Annotated in this window: 13 protein-coding genes; 11 read left to right on the top strand and 2 right to left on the bottom strand. The window is 61.3% G+C overall.

The genetic code is table 11. The annotated features are described in order from the left end of the window. Position 1: 1 nt before the first annotated feature. Together QF015_RS10140 and QF015_RS10135 are read left to right on the top strand one after the other, a co-directional pair. Positions 2-4,858 (top strand): NAD-glutamate dehydrogenase, encoded by a 4,857-nt coding sequence (locus tag QF015_RS10140; RefSeq protein WP_310209055.1) that lies wholly within the window; start codon positions 2-4, stop codon positions 4,856-4,858. A gap of 31 nt (positions 4,859-4,889) precedes the next feature. Then, entirely contained in the window at positions 4,890-6,359 is a 1,470-nt protein-coding gene (locus QF015_RS10135) for a sensor histidine kinase (protein ID WP_310209053.1), read from the top strand. Positions 6,360-6,435: 76 nt separating this feature from the next. Here the strand turns inward: QF015_RS10135 and QF015_RS10130 are convergent, their stop codons facing one another. After that, positions 6,436-6,684: a WhiB family transcriptional regulator gene (locus tag QF015_RS10130; RefSeq protein WP_003804966.1), complete on the bottom strand. Its 249-nt coding sequence runs from the start codon at positions 6,682-6,684 to the stop codon at positions 6,436-6,438. Between the two features lie 239 nt (positions 6,685-6,923). On the opposite strand from QF015_RS10130, the gene QF015_RS10125 reads away from it, so the two are divergent. Then, positions 6,924-7,424 carry a hypothetical protein gene (locus tag QF015_RS10125; protein ID WP_310209051.1) on the top strand — a complete coding sequence of 167 codons (501 nt, stop codon included), beginning with the start codon at positions 6,924-6,926 and terminating at the stop codon, positions 7,422-7,424. Here QF015_RS10125 and QF015_RS10120 read toward each other — a convergent pair. Beyond that, complete coding sequence (locus QF015_RS10120; RefSeq protein WP_429388729.1) at positions 7,421-11,560, bottom strand: FtsK/SpoIIIE domain-containing protein; 4,140 nt, start codon at positions 11,558-11,560, stop codon at positions 7,421-7,423. The two genes, QF015_RS10125 and QF015_RS10120, sit on opposite strands and share 4 nt — an antisense overlap. A 195-nt stretch (positions 11,561-11,755) precedes the next feature. On the opposite strand from QF015_RS10120, the gene QF015_RS10115 reads away from it, so the two are divergent. The 8 genes from QF015_RS10115 to QF015_RS10080 all read left to right on the top strand — a co-directional run bounded on the left by QF015_RS10115 (position 11,756) and on the right by QF015_RS10080 (position 21,594). Continuing rightward, complete coding sequence (locus tag QF015_RS10115; protein WP_397337363.1) at positions 11,756-12,373, top strand: acyltransferase; 618 nt, start codon at positions 11,756-11,758, stop codon at positions 12,371-12,373. Further along, the gene (locus QF015_RS10110; protein ID WP_429388727.1) at positions 12,370-13,461 is read left to right on the top strand and encodes a DegT/DnrJ/EryC1/StrS family aminotransferase; all 1,092 of its coding nucleotides are present in this window, start codon (positions 12,370-12,372) and stop codon (positions 13,459-13,461) included. Before QF015_RS10115 ends, QF015_RS10110 begins: the two co-directional genes overlap by 4 nt. Continuing rightward, complete coding sequence (locus tag QF015_RS10105) at positions 13,461-14,447, top strand: Gfo/Idh/MocA family oxidoreductase (RefSeq protein ID WP_310209042.1); 987 nt, start codon at positions 13,461-13,463, stop codon at positions 14,445-14,447. The genes QF015_RS10110 and QF015_RS10105 overlap by 1 nt, the downstream gene beginning before the upstream one ends. Positions 14,448-14,632: 185 nt before the next feature. Next, on the top strand, positions 14,633-15,817 hold the full coding sequence (gene glf, locus QF015_RS10100) for a UDP-galactopyranose mutase (RefSeq protein WP_310209040.1): 1,185 nt from the start codon (positions 14,633-14,635) through the stop codon (positions 15,815-15,817). Beyond that, positions 15,814-17,817 (top strand): glycosyltransferase, encoded by a 2,004-nt coding sequence (locus tag QF015_RS10095; protein ID WP_429388725.1) that lies wholly within the window; start codon positions 15,814-15,816, stop codon positions 17,815-17,817. The genes glf and QF015_RS10095 overlap by 4 nt, the downstream gene beginning before the upstream one ends. Before the next feature lie 2 nt (positions 17,818-17,819). Then, positions 17,820-18,677: an ABC transporter permease gene (locus QF015_RS10090; protein WP_310209035.1), complete on the top strand. Its 858-nt coding sequence runs from the start codon at positions 17,820-17,822 to the stop codon at positions 18,675-18,677. Next, positions 18,678-19,409 (top strand): ABC transporter ATP-binding protein, encoded by a 732-nt coding sequence (locus tag QF015_RS10085; RefSeq protein ID WP_429388722.1) that lies wholly within the window; start codon positions 18,678-18,680, stop codon positions 19,407-19,409. Between the two features lie 73 nt (positions 19,410-19,482). Beyond that, the gene (locus QF015_RS10080; protein WP_429388720.1) at positions 19,483-21,594 is read left to right on the top strand and encodes a DUF6541 family protein; all 2,112 of its coding nucleotides are present in this window, start codon (positions 19,483-19,485) and stop codon (positions 21,592-21,594) included. Position 21,595: the final 1 nt, after the last annotated feature.

Raw genomic sequence — 21,595 nt, 5'->3', positions numbered from 1 at the left:
GATGTCGTCAGGATCCAGCGTGGAGGATCGGTCCGATGCAGCAGTTGTCCGTGAAGGGTTCTTCGGGGATTACTATGAACACCTCGCAGAGGAGGACTCCCGCGCCTATTCGCCCGAGCTGTTGATTGCCCGGGCTACGAATCACAGAAGTGTCGCGCAGTCCCGTCTGCCCGGGAACGCCGTGGTGGAGCTCTCCAGTGAAGCTGATCGAAGCGTCGTTTACATCGTCACGGACGACATGCCGTTCCTTGTCGACTCGGTGAACGCAGAACTCGTTCGCCAGAACTGCGCGATCAGGCTGGTCATGCACCCCTTGTTCGTCGTCACCCGCGACCGTGTCTCCGGGGAACTCCGCAACATCTCCCGGGTGCCTTCGAACGTTGGAATTTCCAGCGGCGACACCGCCGCACTTCCCAGCGTCGCCCATCTCCTTGGTGACGGTGACAATGCCTCGCACATGGAGTCGTGGATTGCCGTCGAGATCGACCGCGTCACGGACGATGCCCGCTCTGAACTGATCGCAGGGCTGCAGCGCGTCCTCGGTGACGTCAGGGCCGCCGTCGAGGACTGGCCCAAAATGCGTTCCAAGGCTCTGGAACTCGCCGAAGCCCTCGGCGGAATTTCCCACCCCGAGCAAGTCGCCGAACTCCGTCAGGCCCAGGACCTCCTGCGCTGGCTGGACAACGGCAACTTCACATTCCTCGGCTATCGCGAATACGACCTCGTGCAAGAAGACGGGGAAGACGTCCTTCAACTTCGCGAAGACAGCGGACTCGGGCTTCTGCGAGCAGGCGACACCACGCGTCAGGTCCAGCACCTCACGGACGCCGGACGCAAGCGTGCCCGGGAGAAGCGGGCCCTGGTGATCACCAAGGCCAATTCACGTTCGACGGTCCACCGCCCCGCCTACCTGGACTACATCGGCGTCAAGAGCTTCGACGCTTCCGGCAACGTCAACGGGGAGCGGCGCTTCATCGGGCTTTTTGCCACAAGCGCCTACACGGGCTCTGTGCGGAACATCCCGATTGTTCGCGACAAAGTCGATGCAGTCCTGCGGAACGCAGGATTCCCGATTGACTCCCACTCCGGCAAAGACCTCCTGGGCATCCTTGAGACCTACCCGCGTGACGAACTGTTCCAGATCGAGATTCCGGATCTCGCAGCGACGGCAACCGGTATTCAGCGCCTCCAGGAACGCCGCAGGACCAAGCTGTTCCTCCGTCCTGACATCTATGGCCGGTTCATGTCGGCAGTGGTGTACCTGCCCCGCGACCGCTACACCACCAGCGTTCGCCTTCGGATCGAGCAGGAACTCCGGGAAACGTTTCACGCTGAGAGCATCGACTACGAGGCCCGCATCACAGAATCTGCCCTCGCCCGTGTCTTCTTCAGGATCAGGCTTCCGCGGACGGCAGAGTTGGCGGAAGTCAATGTGGAGGAACTCGAGCACCGGCTGATGAGGGCTTCCCGTTCCTGGAGCGAAGGTGTCGCCGAGGTTCTCCGCGAGCACCGCCCTGCGGAGAGCGCCGATGTCCTGTCTGCTCTGTGGGCGGAGGCGTTCCCGGCAGGCTACCGGGTGGACTACGAGGTCGAAGACGCCTTGGAGGACATCGAACGCTTCGAGAAGTATGGTGCGCAGGCAGAGAGGGCCGGGGAGGCAACCAAGCAAGTCAAGCCTGGGGTCCACGTTTACCTGCCTGCGGGTGCCGGCGAAGCGCTGGAAGAGGACGCCCGCGTCAAGCTCTACCTCATGGAGCCCAAGAGCCTGAGCCAGATCCTTCCCTACTTCCATAATCTCGGTCTTGAGGTCCTGGACGAGCGTCCTTTCGAAATCGAAACCGCCGATCACCGCGACTTCTTCCTTTACGACCTTGGCCTTAAATACCCCGCGGGAGTCGATCCCCTTGCTACCGGGGACCTGCTGGCAGATTTCTTTGGAGCCGCCGTCACAGGAGCCGTCGAGTCGGACAACTTTGACCGGCTGGTCCTGCGGGAAGGCATGCACTGGCGCCAGGTTGTGGTGCTCCGGGCGTACGCCAAATACATGCGGCAAATGGGCAATACCAACTCCTTTGGTTTCATCGCGGACACACTTCTGGGTAACCCGGATGTCGCCCGTGGGCTTAACGCCCTCTTCGCTGCCCGCTTCGATCCCGCCGTGCCGGAAGAACTCAGGTCGGAACGCCAGGACGCAGCGCGGACAGCACTCGCGGAATCCATTGAGCAGGTGGCAACGTTGGACGCCGACCGGGTCCTGCGTACCTTCGTCAACCTGATTGAGTCCACCCTGAGGACCAACTACTTCCAGAACAAGGAATACCTCAGCTTCAAGCTGGACCCGACCTCGATTGACGGACTGCCTTTCCCGCGGCCCATGTTTGAGATCTGGGTCTATTCACCCAGGGTTGAGGGCGTGCACCTGCGTTTCGGAAAGGTTGCCCGAGGCGGCCTCCGCTGGTCGGACCGCCGGGAAGATTTCCGCACCGAAATCCTTGGACTGGTGAAAGCCCAGACGGTCAAGAACGCCGTCATCGTCCCGACCGGCGCCAAGGGTGGCTTCTTTGCCAAGAAGCTTCCCAACCCGGCAGTTGATCGTGCGGCGTGGATGGCCGAAGGAATCGAGAGCTACAAGACCTTTATCCGGGGCCTGCTGGACATCACTGACAACCTCGTCACCTCGGCTGACGGCGAAAGGCTGGTCCCGCCGTCGGACGTTGTTCGACACGACGGCGACGACTCCTACCTCGTGGTGGCAGCGGATAAGGGAACCGCAACCTTCTCCGATACCGCCAATGGGCTGGCAGCAGAGTATGGATTCTGGCTGGGCGACGCCTTCGCATCCGGTGGATCCGTCGGCTACGACCACAAGGCGATGGGCATCACCGCCCGTGGCGCGTGGGAGTCAGTCAAGAGGCACTTCAGCGAACTTGACCTGGACACGCAGACCGAGGAATTCACTGTGGTAGGCGTTGGTGACATGTCCGGCGACGTTTTCGGCAACGGCATGCTGCTTTCCCGCCACATCCGGCTCCTGGCGGCGTTCGACCACCGCCATATCTTCCTCGATCCCGCACCCGACGCGGCTGCATCCTTCGCCGAACGGCAGCGGCTGTTCGACCTGCCGCGATCTTCGTGGGACGACTATGACCGTGCGCTCATCAGCGAAGGTGGCGGTGTCTACCCGCGCCAGGCGAAGACCATTCCGGTCTCCGAACAGGTCCGGAAGGCGCTGGGTCTGCCCGACGGCACTACGCAACTGAGCCCGCCGGAACTTCTTCGCGCGATCTTGCTGGCACCGGCAGACCTTCTTTACAACGGTGGCATCGGCACCTACGTCAAGGCGAGCACAGAGACCCACGCAGCCGTTGGCGACAAAGCCAATGACGCCATCCGCGTGGACGGCCGCGACCTGCGCGTCAAGGTTGTGGGGGAAGGCGGCAACCTCGGATTGACGCAGCGCGGACGGATCGAAGCGGCGCTTCAGGGAGTCATCCTGAACACCGACGCAATCGACAACTCGGCCGGCGTGGACTGCTCCGACCACGAGGTCAACATCAAGATCTTCGTTGACCGGATGGTGGCGGCCGGCAAGCTCGAGGCCTCGGACCGCGCGTCGTTCCTGGCCGACATGACCGATGAAGTCGGACGACTGGTCCTGCAGGACAACATCGACCAGAACATCCTGCTCCTCAACGACCGGACACGGGTTGCGGACTGGAGCCCAAGCTACGAACGCCTCATGGACTGGTTGGAGAAATCTGCAGACCTCAAGCGTGACCTCGAAGCGCTGCCCACCACCGAGACCCTGCGCGCAAGGCTGGAGCAAGGCCAGGGGCTGACGTCTCCGGAGCTGGCTGTCTTGGCCGCCTACGCGAAGATCGAACTGGGTGCCGCACTCCGGGACAGCAACCTTGCCGACGATCCTTGGTTTGCGGACACCATCCGTGACTATTTCCCGAAGCAGTTGAGGGAGAAGTTCGACGCCGAGTTGGACACCCATCCGCTGCGGCGCGAGATTATCGCCACTGTCGTCGCCAACGACATCATCAACCTGGGCGGCATCACCTTCGCGTTCCGGGCCATGGAAGAAACGTCGGCGAACGAGGTAGCAGTTGCCAAGGCGTTCGTTGCCCTGCGTGAAATCTACGACCTCGATCCGATGGTGGCTGAGTTGAACGCACTCCCGGCCTCCTTCCCGACTGAACACTGGAGCGAAGTCCACCTGGATATTCGCCGGCTGCTCGATCGGGCAGTTCGGTGGGTACTGGGGCAGGGAATGGCGTCACAGCCAATTTCTGAGGTTGTGAAGTCCTTCAAGCCGATGATGGCTCCGCTGCGCGCCAAGCTCCTGGATTACCTCCGGGGCGAGGACAAGACGCGCATCTCGGGCTGGCTGGACAGGGCGCGGGGATGGGAACTTCCCGAGCATCTGGCCCACAGGTGGGCTGAACTCTTCGAGAGCTATGCACTTCTGGACATTGCTCGGATAGCGCAGACCAGGGATGACAGCGTAGAGGATGTTGCACATGTCTACTACACGGTGTTCAACCGCTTCCACGTAGATTCGCTCCTGGAGCGCATCAGCTCCCTGCCGCGTGATGACCGATGGCAGGCGCTGGCCCGGGCTGCGCTGCGGGATGACTTGTACTCAACAGTGGCAGATATGACGACGTCGGTCCTTGAATCGACGGAGCCTGGAACCGTGGCTGAAGATCGCCTGAAGGCCTGGGAAGGGCAGAACGCCGAACAACTCGGACGTGCCAAGACCATGTTTGATGAGGTCAACGCTCTCGAAGCCGACGACATGGCTTCACTGTCGGTAGCATTAAGGCTCTTGAGGTCAATCGTTCGACGCTAGGGATACTCCCGGCGTCGCAAATGGAGGTGCAGTGGCAATCTTTACAGACCCCATCAGGGAACACGCTGATTTCGGGCCTGGAGATGCCGAATGGCTGCACCTCCTCGTCGGTGACTGGCAGATGGTCGCCGACTTGGCTTTCGCGGACCTCGCCCTCTGGTTTCCGCACCCTGAGTTCGGTTACATTGCCCTCGCCCACGTCCGACCGTCGACATCACACACGGTGTTCCATGCGGACTTCGTGGGCGAGGGCATCCGTTCCGATCTCCGGCCGTTGGTGGAGAAGGCATGGAACAGCCGCTCGATCGAGCGATCCAGCGAAACCAGCTGGAGCAGTGAGATGGCGCTCCGTGTTGAGGCTGTTCCCATGGTGCGTAACGGCCGAACGCTTGCCGTCGTTACGTCCCATATGGATCTGTCCAGTTCCCGCATGCCGTCAAGGCTGGAACTGACCTATCGTCAGTGCGCCTATGATTTGCTGCGTATGGGAACTCTTGGGCTCTGGCCCGACTTCGCTTCTCCCACGGGCTCCCGCCGCGGAGCCCCACGTGTTGGTGATGGGCTTATCAGGCTGGACGCTGAAGGCATTGTGCAATACGCCAGCCCCAATGGGGTTTCTGCCTTCAGGCGACTCGGAGAAGTTGAATCGCTGGAAGGCCGGTCACTGGCGGAAGTGACAGCCGGGCTGCTGAAGGACCGCCGAATGGTGGACGAGACACTGCCATTGGTTGTCACAGGACGAATGCCGTGGCGCAGCGAGATCGAATCCAGGGGAGTCAGCCTTTCCCTGCGGGCCATTCCCTTGCGCGATGAACAGCACCGCTTTGGTGCCCTGGTCCTGTGCCGCGACGTCTCCGAGTTGAGGCGCCGGGAAATGGAGCTTGTCACGAAGGATGCCACCATCCGGGAAATCCACCACAGGGTGAAGAACAATCTTCAAACTGTCGCTGCCCTGCTGCGAATGCAATCGCGGCGTATGGTCAGCGACGAAGCGAAACAGGGCCTGGAACAAGCGATGCGCCGGGTTGCCACCATCGCACTCGTCCATGAAACCCTGTCGCAGGGACTGACCCAAAGTGTGGATTTTGACGAGTTGATCGGACGGCAGTTCAGGTTGTCTGCCGAGGTTGCCTCGCCGTCGCAGCAAGTACGAACAGAACGTTCGGGGATGTTCGGCGAGTTGCCCAGCGACTTTGCCACTCCTTTGGCCTTGGTCATTAATGAGCTGGTGACCAATGCCGTTGAGCACGGGCTTGAGGGACGCACAGGGACGGTGTGGCTGTTGGCCGACCGGGCAGACGGAGACGGCAACGACGAGTTCCTGACCGTGACCATAGCCGATGACGGCGTAGGCCTGCCCGACGGGCAGTACACCGAAGGCCTCGGCCTGCAGATCGTGCGGACTTTGGTGACCAGCGAGCTCGGCGGATCAATCCAGTGGAGCCCGCGCGAGGGTGGCGGTACCGCCGTCGAGATCGTGCTGAACCTGGCGCGCGCGTAAAGGCAGCCCTCGAAAGCAGGACTTAACGGGAAAGGCCGCGGACCATATGGTCCGCGGCCTTCGTTAATCCTGAGGTCTAGGAAGCGCGGCGTGCGCGGGCAGCGCGACGCTTGAGAGCACGACGCTCGTCCTCGCTCATGCCGCCCCACACGCCGGCGTCTTGTCCGGACTCCAACGCCCACTGCAAGCAGGTGTCCACGACGGGGCAGCGACGGCAGACGCTTTTGGCTTCCTCGATCTGCAGAAGTGCTGGTCCGGTGTTGCCGACTGGGAAGAAGAGCTCCGGGTCCTTGTCGAGGCAGGCTGCGCGATTACGCCAATCCATGCTGATCAGTCACTCCATTCGTGAGAACTAGATAGGGCCTTTTGTGAAAACATTCACGAGAGGCTCCAAAGGAAAGGGGCCCGCATGGGCCCCCTTGGTCGTCTGAGTCAAGCGTTTCATGTTAACGCCTTGTAAACAAGGGGTGTTAGTGGCCGAAATGCCCGGAATCCGTGAGCGATGCATCACATCCGCCGCCAGTGCCCTCACTGCTAGTTGACTATGTCGGGTAGTGTGCCAGTGTGTCAAGACCTCCCGTAAACCCTGCCCAACCCGCCTCCGGACCGGAGCCCGGTGAAAATTCCGAAGCGCAGGGGCGCCGCGAAACCAGTGCCCCTGCGGGCAGTCGCCGCCCCCGGGGGATCACCGTGATTTCGGCCGTTGTCCTGCTGGAAGCCCTCGCGCTGATGGGCGCCGCCGCGTGGTACGCCTATGAGCTTTTGACGGGGGCCCCCGTCCTGACCTTTTGGGGGGCCGTTTTTACGCTGGGGCTGCTCCTTGCTTTCTCCGTCTGGTTGTTTGCTGTGGGGCATTTCCTGTTTCGCGGCTATCGATGGACCCGGGCCGCTGCTTTGGTAGCCCAGTTGTTCGTCCTCACCATTGGGTTCCCCACCATGACAGCCGGCCTGGTGGTGCAGGGGCTGGCGATGATTGTCCCGGCCGCGGCCGCGATCATCTTCCTGTTCCACAAGGACGTCATCGCGTATGCATCACGCACTGGCGGAACGTCCGAGGTTCTTTAGCCGGACCCGTCCGGAACGGCCTGGGGTGAAGGGCCCGACGTAAGTACTGCGTGAAAGGGCTTCACGTCCCCTGCATCCACGATGTAGCCGCGTCCTGCGCGTGGTGCCCGGTCGACCTCCAGCCGAACTCCGAGGAGATCGGCGTCGTGGGGTGTTTGGGGTGCCAGGACCAAACCCATGCGCAAGGTTTGGATATCCCGTGCCAACGGCAGGTGATGAACGAGCGCCGGCCCTGGCGTGGCCGTGATGACGATTCCACGGACTTTTCCCAGCAGGGCGCCCAAGGCCTGGCGATCTGGGACATCCAAAGAGTCAGCGTCGTCGACCAACAGGATGCTGCCGGGATCCAGGATGCCTTGGGTTGCTTCGTGCCCGGTCAAGGACCAGAAGGTGCCCGCAGGTGTTCCAGCAGGCGGGTACACCCAAGGAACAGAGGGATTCAGGCGACGGAGTGACGCCAAAATCGAGCTCTTCCCCGAGCGTGGGCTGCCGAGGATAAGGCTCACTCCATTGGAACGGAGGGGCAACGATACCGGGTCGGCTTCATCGCCTCCAACGCCAATCCACAACAGATTGCCGGGATCCTTGCCTCCACGCTTTTGTTGAACGCCAAATGCCACATGTGCCTCACGGAAGTCCTCTTCACTGAGGCGGTCCGGGAGGGGCCGCACACGGAATGGCGATTCTCCGGGCGGGAGGTCGGCGAACGGCCACTGCCCGGCATCTGGAGCTTCGCGGAACTGCGTGACGGCGGTACGTCCTTCGACAAAGTTTCCTGTAGCGAAAGCGCGCCCGGAAATTCCTTCCACTTCGGGAAGGCGCGGCCAGTGAAACCGTGATTCTTCCGTGGAGCCATGGGGAAAGTAGGCGCGATTTTGTATCGCGGCGAAAAAGCGGGAACTAACCAATTCCCTCTCGCCACAGATCAGCACTGTGATGCCAAGAGAACGACCATCCCTCGCGATATCCTGCATTATGGCCTCCGCCCATGCCATGGGGCCGTTCCGGAATGCGGTCGCCCACGAGCACCACCCAGTGACTATCAAAGCCAAAGGCATCCGGGTCCTTTCGACTTCGCTGACGATGCGTCGACGGTCCATCTCCTCGGCCATGCGCCTGAGAACAAGGGCGGCCAGCGGCAGGTCGTACAGGCCCGCGACGGCGCCGACCCGTCGTTGGCCATTGAGGTCGCCCAAAATTCCGGCTCCGTCCAGAACATACGAATGGGGTTGGGGTCCGTGCGTGGCCAGCATTGCTGAGACTGCCCTGAAGCAAGCATGCATGCCACTCGATGCACTCCCAATCATGGCCAAGTGTCCATGTTCAGCCGGCAACCACCGTAAAGGCTTCACGCATTGCCGGGCCGGGATGTCAACCAACGCCAACGGCCCGACGTGCCATTGAGCTGCGGGAGTCCCCGCCGCGTCCGTGCAGTCTTCCGCGCTGGCGGGAAGCTCCTCACTCCACGGAATCAACGACGGAAGAGGTGCCGCCACAGGGTGCCGGGGCAGCGGCCTGCCGAGTCGCCCCCATGCGTCCTTGATGGTCGAAACGAGCTGTTGAACACCGGCATCGGAGCGCTCTTCCTGGAGCTTCGCGGTGGATGGGGCACCAGAGGGGTGGAGAAGTTGATGGCCGGCCAGAGCCCGTTCAGCGGCTTTGACAAGCTGTGGAGCAGCATCCCCGGGCCCCGGGGATGCCATGGCGACAGGCGGAACAGCCAGTGACGCCGTTTGGAACTCCTCCGGTTTGCCCGAGGCCCGGGCCAGATAAGCCCGCCCCGGGGTGTCGGCCCGTATGGAAGCAGCTTCCTTGGAATTGATGATGTCCACGGACTCTGCCTCGGATTGAACACGTAGAGCAATACTCGACGTCACGTTGGCGCGGATGTCGGCGGTTAGCGCTCCTTGGGGCCGTTGTGTCGCCATCACCAGGTGAATGCCCAGAGAACGGCCAATGGTGGCGACGCGCATGAGCTCGCGGATTGCGCCGGGAGCTTCGTCAATCAGCATCCGGAACTCGTCGATCACGAGGACAAGATGCGGGATGGACGGACGAGGGCCCGAATCGGCCCGGTGGTACTGGACCAGATCCGTGACGTCAGCGGCCGCGAACATCTCTTCGCGGTACCTGATCTCTCCACGAAGTGATGCGAGAGTGCGATCAAGGTGGTGTCCGCCAAGGTCGGTCAGGAGTCCAACACAGTGAGGGAGACCCGCAAGTGGGCGCAAACCCGAGCCGCCCTTGAAATCAAAGAACAGGAAAGTTGTGTGGTCGGGGGAGTACTTCAGTGCGATGGACGCAACGAGTGTCCTGAGGAGCTCTGACTTTCCAGCGCCTGTTGTGCCCGCGACCAACAAATGGGGGCCGTCGAGCTGAAAGTCGAAGGTCAACTCCGCCTCACAGCCCACGCCCAAAAGCGCCGTGAGTCCGTCCGTCTGAGCGTTCTTTTCCCAACTTAGGAGAATTCTCCTGGTCCCGAAGGAAAGCAGGTCCGCCAATGCGCTCTGCTCAGGAACAGCATGCGCCAAGCGGGAACGACCGGCGCCCGCCCGCAATGCCATCTGCCGGCAGAAGGCGTCAAAGACGTTCATCGGAACGAGGTCCGGAACGAACGCCCGGCGCTCGCCGGCCAGTTCAAGGTGTCCTTTGGTTCCGGATTGCGATATTTCGATCTGACATCCTGGATGGCGGGGCGACGGTCCACAATGCACCACTTGCCATCCCTCAGTGCGGGCTGCGCTCAGCAGTTGGGGAAGAGCGCCGGTGTTTCCATCCACCGGATGGTCGATGACGATCAACCTGCCCTTCAGGCTGGCGTTCAGGTGGCGGAGAGCAGAGAGGGCTGCCTCGGGTGACGTCGAAAGCACCACATGGGGGAGGAACCTCGCACTGATGGGCAGCCTCCCGCTGCTTCCGAGGAGGATGACGGGCGACCCTGCGGCCAACGGAAAGCCGGCAATCTGCATCACCATGAAGCGGATCACGGCATCCACATGATCAGGGGGCCCGTCAAGGCTGACTGTGGTCGGCCGCGGATCCAGGGTCACTGCCGCGGCGCCGATGGCCGGCGGGCGGAACAACGGGTCATCAGGTGCCAAGCGGACATTTGCCACGGCCTCAGCTATGCCGATCCTGATCCATATCCGGGGGGATTCTCCGCCGCTTTCTGCCGATGATCCCGCCAAGGATCGTGAAGGCAGCACAACGGCCGGCCCAACTACGGGCTGCGGAGCACACCCTGCTACGGTCCCTGAACTGCCTAGGACAGCCATGACCAACTCCGCAGCCGATGGTGCCGAATGTCGTCGCCGGACGCGATCTTCCGCTGCCGCGCGCGCTACCGCCACTCTGCATTCCCGGCGGCTCTTCCGCCCCGTGATAAAGGGGATGAGGAGGCTGACCGCCGAGATGGCGGTGAAACCCAGATACATCCACATCCCCGTGGCGATGGCCAGTCCCACCCCCGCCACCAACGGCAGCCCAGCTGTCAGGATGATCGCCACACGATTTCCCTGTCGCCCCGCATGCGGCACCTCAAGGGGTTCTTCCACGGAACGGCCGGCGTCGTTGGAAATTTCCGGAAGCGGGCCTCTTTCCGTGGCGACAGAAAAGGTCGAGCTGCCACACGCAATGGTTGATTCCGAGCTCACGGACCTGCGGCGGGTGGGCAGGCCGTCTACAAAGACAGGGTTGGCTGCGTCCGCCCCACTCAGCGTCAGGGCGCTGCTGGAAACATCCAGGAAGGCGTGCTCCCGGGACATGCCTGGGTCAGGAATGGAAACGTCGGCTTGGCCCCGCCCTATCCTGAACCGCCCGCGGTGAAGACGGAAGACAGAACCGGCACCCGGTCCCGAATGGGTTTGCAGCATCAGGGGCAGGGAGATCTCTGCGGGTTGGCGGAGTGGTCCACGGCCATCGACCATGACCGCCCCGGAAACCAGCGGCGGCGTGCCGACCGTAAGTCTGGACAGATCCTGTCCATCCACCGTCAGGCTTCCCGTGCCGCGCTCCTGCTTAAGGATGGACTGGAGCAGGGCGCCGGGCGTGCCCACGGAGACGGCAATGCTCAGTTCTTCCGGAGCATAAGAGGTCACCGCCTCCGGTCCACTCACCAACGTGCATTCCAAGGTCATTCGATTCTTCTTCCCGCCTGATCCGTGACGGTCACGCTCCTCAAAGGTGGCCCGTTGCCTTCGACGGTAGGTGCGCTGGACCCGGACCGCAGCCCTGGACCGGGCGTATGTGGACAACCGCAGCGGATCCACCCCTGGCCGGGCGTTTGACGCCGGGGCTTGGTGTCTCAGCTAAGATGAATCTCGTTGTCGCGTGTGCTCAATGAGGAAGGACCTTCACCGGTGATAGTGGTTGCAGAGACCGCCGATGTTTCAGACAAGGCGGTAATTGGTGATGGATCAAAGATTTGGCATCTGGCCCAAGTCCGCGAGCAGGCCGAGTTGGGCGTCAATTGCATCGTGGGACGAGGTGCCTATATCGGCACCGGGGTGAAGATGGGGGACAACTGCAAAGTCCAGAACTATGCACTTGTCTACGAGCCCGCGGAACTTGGGCCCGGCGTTTTCATCGGCCCGGCGGTTGTGCTGACCAACGACACCTACCCCCGTGCTGTCAGCCCTGACGGCAGCTTGAAGAGCGCTCACGATTGGGAGCCCGTTGGCGTCACTATTCGTGAGGGCGCATCGATTGGTGCGCGCGCTGTGTGCGTCGCTCCCGTGACCATCGGACGGTGGGCCACAGTAGCCGCCGGAGCGGTGGTGGCCAAAGATGTTCCTGATTTTGCCCTGATGGTCGGAGTTCCGGCCAAGCGCCATGGTTGGGTAGGCAAAGCTGGTTTCCCGCTGCAGCGCAGCGGAGACAACTGGGTATGCCCGGAAACCGGCGCCACGTATGTTGAACAGAACGAGACCCTTCGAGAGGTAGAGGCATGAGCCCCGAATTCATTCCCCCGGCCAAACCAATCATCGGCGATGAAGAGCGCAAGGCCGTTGATGCCGTGCTGGCTTCCGGCCAGCTCGCCCAGGGTACGGAGGTAGCGTCATTCGAGCAGGAATTCTCGCAGGTTCTCCTGGACGGCAGGGCAGCTGTTGCCGTTAATTCCGGTACTTCGGGCCTGCATCTGGGCCTTCTGGCTGCCGGCATCGGCGCCGGAGACGAGGTCATCGTTCCGTCGTTCACCTTCGCTGCGACGGCGAACTCGGTAGCGCTGACTGGTGCAACTCCTGTGTTCGCCGACGTGGACCCGGACTACTACACGCTGGACCCGGCTTCAGTGGAGTCGAAGATCACCGACCGCACCGCGGCCATCATGCCCGTTCACCTTTACGGGCACCCGTTCAATGTCGACGCCATTGGAGCGCTCGCAGCCAAACACGGCGTGAAGGTCTTTGAGGATGCCGCCCAGGCCCATGGCGCAGCTGTCAACGGACGCAAGGTAGGCACCTTCGGTGACTTCGCCATGTTCAGTCTTTACCCCACCAAGAACATGACCTCAGGCGAAGGCGGAATGGTCAGCACTGGCCTGGCTGACGTGGAGCGCCGCCTTCGGTTGCTCCGCAACCAGGGCATGGAACGCCAATACGAAAACGAGCTGGTTGGCTTCAACTGCCGCATGACCAACATCCACGCTGCGATCGGCCGTGTCCAACTGACCAAGGTCAATGCATGGACCACGACGCGCCAGGAAAATGCAGCCTTCTTCGACGCCAACATTGAAGGCGTTGTCACTCCGAAGGTCGCCGAAGGCTACGAGCACGTTTACCACCAGTACACGATCCGCATCGCTGAGGATCGTGACGGCTTTGCCAAAGCTCTGCGCGAAGAGTACAACGTTGGGTGCGGCGTCTACTACCCAATCCCCAATCACCGGCTGGCACCCTTCCAGACCTCGGACGACCTGCCCGTCACTGAAGATTCAGCAGCAAGCGTTCTGTCACTTCCGGTCCACCCTTCGCTCAGCCAGGATGACCTCGACCGGATTGTTGCGGCCGTCAACGCTGTCGCCAAGGCAGGAAGCTAGTGGCGAATCTGCGCGCCGGTCTCATCGGCCTGGGAATGATGGGCCGCCACCACGCCCGCGTCATCCGCGAGCTGGAGGGCGTGGACCTCGTCGCCGTCGCAGATTCCTTTGGGGACCCCCACAACGTTGCCGACGGCCTGACTGTTTTCAGTACAGTTGAGGAACTCATTGCCCAGGGCATAGACATGGCTGTGGCAGCAGTGCCCACCATCCTCCATGAGGAAGTGGCGCTGCAGCTCGCGGAGGCCGGCATCCACTGCCTCGTCGAGAAGCCGATCGCCAACGATTCCGAGTCTGGCCGGCGCATCGCCCAAGCCTTCGAATCCAGGGGCCTCATCGGGGCCGTCGGGCATATCGAGCGCTTCAATCCTTCGCTGCAGAGCCTCCGGGACCGCTTGGAGAACGGGGACCTGGGTGAGGTTTACCAGATCAGCACAAGGCGCCAGGGCCCCTTCCCGGCCCGCATTGCCGACGTCGGTGTGGTCAAGGACCTGGCCACCCACGATATCGACCTCACGGCCTGGCTTGCCCAGAGCAACTTCATCAACGTTGTTGCCCACACCACCTCCCGCAGCGGCCGCGAGCATGAAGACATGGTCACTGCCATCGGCCACCTCAAGAGCGGCGTGGTGACAAACCACATTGTCAACTGGCTGTCGCCGATGAAGGAACGCACCACAGTGGTTCTTGGTGAACGCGGCGCGTTCATAGCCGACACCATTTCAGCGGACCTCACGTTCGTCGAGAACGGAACCTTCCAGACGGACTGGGACTCCGTCGCTGCGTTCCGCGGTGTTTCCGAGGGATCCTCAACCCGCTTCGCACTGGCCAAGCGCGAACCCCTCAAAATGGAGCACGAGGCTTTCCGTGATGCAGTTCTCGGAAAGTCGCTGAACATCGTCACGATGGCAGAAGGACTTGAGACATTGAGGGTCGCGGAAGCTGTTTTGGATTCCGCGAAATCCGGCTCAGTCATCGCTCTTTGAGCAATCCGCACTAAGCAGGGCACTAAGGGAGGCTGGCCGTCGGGCAGCCTCCCTTAGCCGTTTCCCGACGTGCCCGGCCACCAGCGTGCGCCGCCCCGGATACGGGGAACACACGCCATGTCGGGTAGCCTTGACCAGTAGACGTGGGCATTTCTGTGCCCGCACGCCAATACACAGGAGAGTTTGTGAACGCTGATCTCGTCGTCGTCGGCTCGGGTTTCTTTGGCCTGACCATTGCAGAACGCGCCGCTACCGAGTTGGGGCTGAAGGTCGCGGTGCTTGATCGCCGCCACCATATTGGAGGAAACGCCTACAGCGAGAACGAGGCGCAGACAGGAATCGAGGTACACCGCTATGGTGCCCACCTCTTCCACACGTCGAACGAACGCGTTTGGGAATATGTGAACCGCTTCACCAAGTTCACCGGCTACCAGCACAAGGTTTACACCAGCCACAAGGGCGAGGTTTACCCCATGCCCATCAACCTGGGCACCATTAACCAATTCTTCCGTTCGGCAATGAGCCCGACGGAAGCGAAGGCACTTATCGCGGAACAGGCCGGCGAATTGGCCGGAACGGATCCGCAGAACCTGAATGACAAGGGCATTCAGTTGATCGGGCGCCCGCTGTATGAAGCGTTCATCAAGCACTACACCGGGAAGCAATGGCAGACCGACCCCAAGGACCTGCCGGCCGAGATCATTTCGCGCTTGCCTGTTCGGTACAACTACGACAACCGGTACTTCAACGACACGTACGAGGGTTTGCCGGTTGATGGCTACACGGCCTGGATCGAGCGCATGGCCGACCACCCCAACATCGAGGTTGTCCTGAACACGGACTTCTTCGACGACGGCGAGTTCGGAAGGTCCTCTGTCCTCGGCCAGGTGCCGGTCATCTACACCGGTCCGGTGGACCGCTACTTCGACTACGCCGAGGGTGACCTGTCGTGGCGCACGATCGACCTGGAAGAAGAAGTTCTCCCCATTGAGGACTTCCAAGGTTGCTCGGTGATGAACTACCCGGATGCCGATGCTGCCTTCACGCGTATCCATGAGTTCCGCCACTTCCACCCCGAGCGCGATTACACCAAGGACGCGACGGTCATCATGCGTGAATTCTCACGCTTCGCCGAAAAGGGCGATGAGCCTTACTACCCGGTCAACACTTCGGACGACCGCCAGAAACTGCTGGCGTACCGCGACCTTGCCCGCGGTGAGAAGTCCGTCCTCTTCGGTGGCCGCCTGGGAACGTACAAGTACCTCGACATGCACATGGCCATCGGCTCTGCCTTGTCCATGTTCGACAACAAGATCAAGCCGCACTTCACAGGCGGCGCCAAGCTTGAAAGCGGGGGAGTGGACGCATGACGGCTACTACAAACGAAAGTCAGAAGACTGCGATGACCACCAAGGAAGCCCCGGCACCTGCCAAGGAAAACCTGCGCATCGTTCAGCGTGTAGTCTTCCCGGCCAACCGCGACCTCGACACCCTTCCGCTGTATGTCGACCCGGACACCAGCAAGGTGAAAAAGGAAGACGGCGACAGCAGCGCCGTCGTGCAGGCTGTTGGCATGACGCGCAAGCTGCACCCGGAAGACATCCTTGACCGCGGCTCCGTCCAGGTTCGTCGCGGTGAAAGGCTCTCCTTCGGGTCCTATTTCAACGCTTTTCCCGCCAGCTACTGGCGGAAGTGGACCGTTGCCACGAAGACGGTCCTGCACCTTGAAACAGAAGGCGAAGGAACGGTCATTGTCTACCGTTCCAACGCCCGCGGCGCCTCACAGCGCGTTGACTCCGTTTTGGTAGAGGGCACGTCGACCAACGACTTCGAGCTGACCCTGGCTCCGTTTGGTGACGGAGGCTGGTACTGGTTCGACCTCATCGCCGGCGGTGACGGCATGACCCTCAAGGGCGCCCACTGGTCCGTTCCGGATGAGGGCCGCCCCCAAGGTAAGGTCACGCTCGGCGTGACGACCTTCAACCGCGCGGACTACTGCCTCGAAACCATCAAGTCGATTGACGCGGATGCTGGTTTGCGGGACATCCTTGCCGAGCTGATCATCGTCGACCAGGGCAACAAGAAGGTAGCCGACGAAGCTGGATTTGATGCGGTTGCCGAGTCCATGGGTGACCAGCTTCGTATCATCAACCAGGGCAACCTGGGTGGTTCCGGCGGATTCGCCCGCAACATGTACGAGATGGTCGTTTCCGACAAGAGCGACTACGTGATGCTGCTGGATGACGACATTGAGCTTGAAACCGAGGGCGTCATGCGCGCGGTGGCGTTCGCGGACCTCTGCCGCAAGCCCACCATCGTCGGTGGACACATGTTCGACATGTACAACAAGTCAGTCCTTCACGCCTACTCGGAGGTCGTGAACTTCTACCGCTTCCTGTGGGGACCGGTGGAAGGGCTCGGGAACCACGACTTCTCCTCTGCCGGCCTGCGGTCCACTCCGCAGCTGCACAGGCGTTGGGATGCAGACTACAACGGTTGGTGGATGTGCCTTATCCCCAAGACCGTCGTGGAGACCATTGGTCTTTCCCTTCCGGTGTTCATCAAGTGGGATGACGCCGAGTACTCCCTCCGTGGCAGGGCTGCGGGCTTTCCCACGGTCACCCTTCCCGGAGCAGCCGTCTGGCACGTTTCCTGGGCTGACAAGGATGACTCGGTCGACTGGCAGGCCTACTACCACGAACGCAACAGGCTCATCGCCACGCTTCTGCACTCGCCATTCCCCAAGGGCGGGCGGATTCTGCGCGAAAGCCTGAACACCGACGTGAAGCATTTGGTGTCCATGCAGTATTACCCGGAGCAAGCCCGCATCATGGCACTGCGTGATGTCCTCGCCGGCCCCGGGAACCTTCATGAGCAACTGCCCACCACGATGCCCAAACTCCGCGCAATGCGTGAGGAATTCCAGGACTCCCAGGTCAAGACGGATCCCGGGGCGTTCCCGGAGGTCTTCCGGAAGCGTCCCCCCAAGAAGCCCCAGTCCTACAAGCAGCCCGGCGCCCTCGGCTTGCTGCCCTGGGCCGTGAAGACGGTCCTCAAGCAGACGCTGGCTCCCGTGCGCGATTCCGCCAAGGAAAACCCCGAGGCGCAGGTTGCCCACCAGGACGGCAAATGGTGGAGTCTTGCGCACCTGGACAGCGCCGTCGTCTCCAATGCCGATGGCACGGGAGCTTCGTGGCATTTGCGTGACCCCAAGCTGGCGCGCCAACTGGTGGTCGAGTCCGCAAAACTGCACGCCCAGCTTTTCTCCAACTGGGAGTCCCTCCGGGCCCAGTACCGTGAAGCACTCCCCGAGATCACCTCGATGGATTCCTGGCGGAAAACGTTTGAAGCGTCGGAGCCCAGCAAGTAACGATGTCGAACTCCACTGATACTTACGCTGTTCCGGGGGTGGGTGCCGGACTGCTGGACGTCTACCGGCGGCGGTACCTCCTCAAACTGATTGTCCGCAAAGAACTTCGCGTCCGCTATCGCGGGTCGGTACTGGGCTTGGCTTGGTCGTACGTCAAGCCGCTCGTCCAGTATGTGGTGTTGTTCTTCGCTTTGGGCATTGTGCTGCGGGTCGGGGATCAAATTCCCAACTACGCGTTGTACATGTTCTCCGGCGTCATCGTTATTAACTTCTTCTCCGAGGCATTTTCGAATGCCACGCGATCAATCGTGTCGAACGCGGCACTGGTCAAGAAGATCTATCTTCCGCGTGAGCTCTTCCCCGTAGCCTCCGTCTGGGTAGCTGCGGTCCACTTCCTCCCGCAATTGATCGTCCTTCTGGCCGCTGCCCTGCTCAGCGGCTGGCATCCGGATGTCGCGCAGCTCTTTGGCGCCCTTCTTGGGTTTGTCATTGTGGCTGTTACGGCAACAGGTCTGGGGCTGTTGGCGGGTGCCATCAACGTGTTCTTCCGCGATGCCGAGAACATCGTCGACATGCTGATGATGATCGTGACGTGGACTTCGCCGGTTCTGTACGACTGGACGATGATCCGCCGGTTGGCTGCGCCTTGGGTGTTGACGGTCTACCAGCTCAATCCCATTACCGTGGCGGTGGAACTGTTCCACTGGGCCTTCTGGTATCCGACGGTGAATCAGCCTGTCGAACTGCCTCCGCACCTCCTGGTGACTGGTTTCATTGGCCTTGGCATGGCAGCACTGTTCCTTGTTATTGGCCAGATTGTCTTCCGACGGCTCGAGGGCCACTTTGCGCAGGAGGTCTAAATGGGTGCCGCAGTAATCGTCAAGGGCCTGAAGAAAACATTCAACCTTCGCCACTCGCATTCCATGAAGGAAACACTTGTGTGGCTCGTCAAAGGGCGAAAAGGGGACCTCACCAAGAAGTTCGATGCCCTGCACGACGTGAGCTTTGAGATCCAGCCGGGGGAGACCGTTGCGTTGTTGGGCTTCAACGGGTCGGGAAAGTCCACCCTGCTGAAGCTGATCTCTGGTGTCATCCTGCCCGATCAAGGCACCGTCCGCACCAAGGGCAGGGTTGCCGGTTTGATCGAGGTGGGGGCCGGGTTCCACCCGGATCTGTCCGGGCGGGAAAACGTTTATCTCAATGCCGCCATCCTGGGCATGACGGAGCAGGAAATCCAGGAGAAGTTCGACGACATTGTTGCCTTCTCCGAGATCGAACAGTTCATCGACACTGAGGTGAAGTTCTACTCTTCGGGTATGTTCCTTCGGCTCGCCTTTGCGGTGGCCGTTCATACCCAGCCTGATATTTTCCTTGTGGATGAAATCCTGGCGGTCGGTGACGAGCCGTTCCAGAGGAAGTGCCTGGCCAAAATCAAGCAGCTCTCTGACGAGGGCCGCACCTTGGTGGTGGTCAGCCATGACCTCGATATGATTTCGCGGATCTGCGACAGGGGAGTGGTGCTGTCCTCCGGTACGGTCCAGTTCGAAGGTCCGGCCGACCAAGCCGTGGCGTGGCTGCGGGAACGTAACTAACCCGCATCCAATTGCAAAGAGTCGTCTGTCAACGGATGGCTGGTGGAAGCATCTAAGAAAGGCGATCGTAGGAATGGGTATCGGCCCGCTGCTGTTGTGTGTACTCCTGATCGTTGTGTTGTGGTGGGGCCCAGGCTGGATCCTGGGGGAAGCGTTGGGTGTTCGCCGGATTCTGCTGCCCGTAGTGGCGCCATTGCTCGGGATGGGTGTACTAACCGTCATCGGAGTGATGGGAAACGCGCTCGGACTGAGCTGGCAATTGCTCCCCGTGACAGTGGTCCTGCTGGTCCTGTCGGCACTCCTGTTTGCCCTGCGGCTTACCCTGAGGCGGCGCTTCCCGGATAAGTTTGCTCCCTCCGAGCAGCCGGCCGTATTCGGCAAGCAGCGATTCGCGGGCTCATGGTGGATCCTCCTCGCAGGCCTGGTCGCAGGCGGAGCAGTAGCGGCTGTCTCATGGATAGTTGGAACTGAAGGCCTTCAAGGGATCAACCAGGACTGGGATATTCCGTGGCACGCCAACATGATCCGTCTGATCTCGGTGAACCACGAGTGGGATCCGAGTATCGCCGGCAACTTCGCCTACTACGACACCACGATTCCTGAGGCTCCCATCAGGAGCTACCCGATTGCCTTCCATGCAGTCTTGTCGCTGTTCTGGCCTATGAGCAGTGTCTCTATCCCGGTGTTCCTCAATGTCTTCGTGCTGGTGATGATGGCCGTGCAGTTGCCGTTGAGCACCATGGCGCTGACCATGCTGGTCACCCGCCGCCCGATCGCCGTCGCAGCTGCCGCTGCCGTCGCGGGTTGGTTCACGGTCTACCCTTACGATCTCCTGTGGCGTGGCCCCCTGATTCCGTTCTTTGCCGGCATGCTGTTGGTGGGTCCGTTCGCCCTCCTGGCAGTCAAGGGAGCCGTGGAACGGCAGAAGTTCTGGATCCCCGGCATTGCCTTTGGAGCAGTGGGACTGATCGCGGTCCATCCCTCGCTGGCTTTCGTCGTCCTGCCCGTTCTGGTCTTCTGGCTGCTTTCCGCGCTGATTCGTCGCAAGGGCAGGATCCTTGGCATCACGGTGTACCTTGCGGTCTCCGGTGTCCTGGCAGTGGTCCTCGGCTGGCCTATCATTGCCCAGATGCTGAAGGAGTCCGAGCGGGTATCCAAGCAGGTCTGGGCCGCGGACACCGATCGCAACGGTGCTATCCAGAACGTCATTTTCCTGAACCACGGCTCCATGGCGATGCCGATCCTGACGGCCCTCGTGGCACTGGGCTGCCTGGCTGTAGTCCTGAGAATCCGCATGTGGTGGTACTTCGGTCCTGTGTTGGCCTTTGCCTTCCTTTCGGTCTACACCATGGGTACGGACAATCCCCGTTTCATGACGTTGACTGCCCCGTTCTACGACGACCAATGGCGCATCTTCGGCATTCTGGTGATGCTCCTTGTACCGCTCGCAGGTTTGGGAGTGGCACAGTTTGCCGAGGCCATCGCGTGGTTGGTCGCAAAAATACGCAGCAGGTCGGGGAACTCCACCACGGAGGGGACGAAGGCTGTCCGGCGCAGGCCCAGCCATGTGGTGACGGCTGGTGCCGCAGCAGCGGTGCTCCTTGTCAGTGGTATTGCAGCGATCCCCTACTTCAAGCAAAATGCCCAGCGCATCAACATCAATACCAAGGTGGACGGGGCAACCTTGAGCGCATCCGAGGTAGGACTCCTCAGCAAGATCGACCAGTACGTGCCGCAGGATGCGACAGTGCTGAACGATTCCTGCGACGGCTCCGTCTGGATGTACGCTCTCGGCAACCGCATGCCCATGATCCGACACTTCGAGATCCTTCCTACCAACCGTCAGCTGCTGGTTCTCCAAAAGCTTCCGGAGCTGGCCACGGATACTGAAGTCCGGGACGCTGCAGCTGAACTGGGCATCGAGTGGGTCTACATCGCGGACGGCAGGATCAGGGCATGGGACGAGCCCAAGGCAGGGCTCACACAGCCTGACAGCATTCCGTACCTTAAACTCGTGGTGCGCGAAGGAAACGCCGCCCTCTATAAGATCGATTGGTCCCAGTTGCCTGGTGGCAAGGAAGCATTCGATGCCGCCGCCAAGGACCGTGTCCAACTTGATGGGGTATCGGGGATCCTTGAGAACCGGAATCCGGACGGCATAGCACCGCTAGGAAGGATCTGCTGAT

Source organism: Paenarthrobacter sp. TE4293, from assembly GCF_050435325.1.
Classification (GTDB): Bacteria; Actinomycetota; Actinomycetes; order Actinomycetales; family Micrococcaceae; genus Arthrobacter; species Arthrobacter nitroguajacolicus_C.
This window is presented reverse-complemented; position numbering and strand designations above follow the sequence as displayed.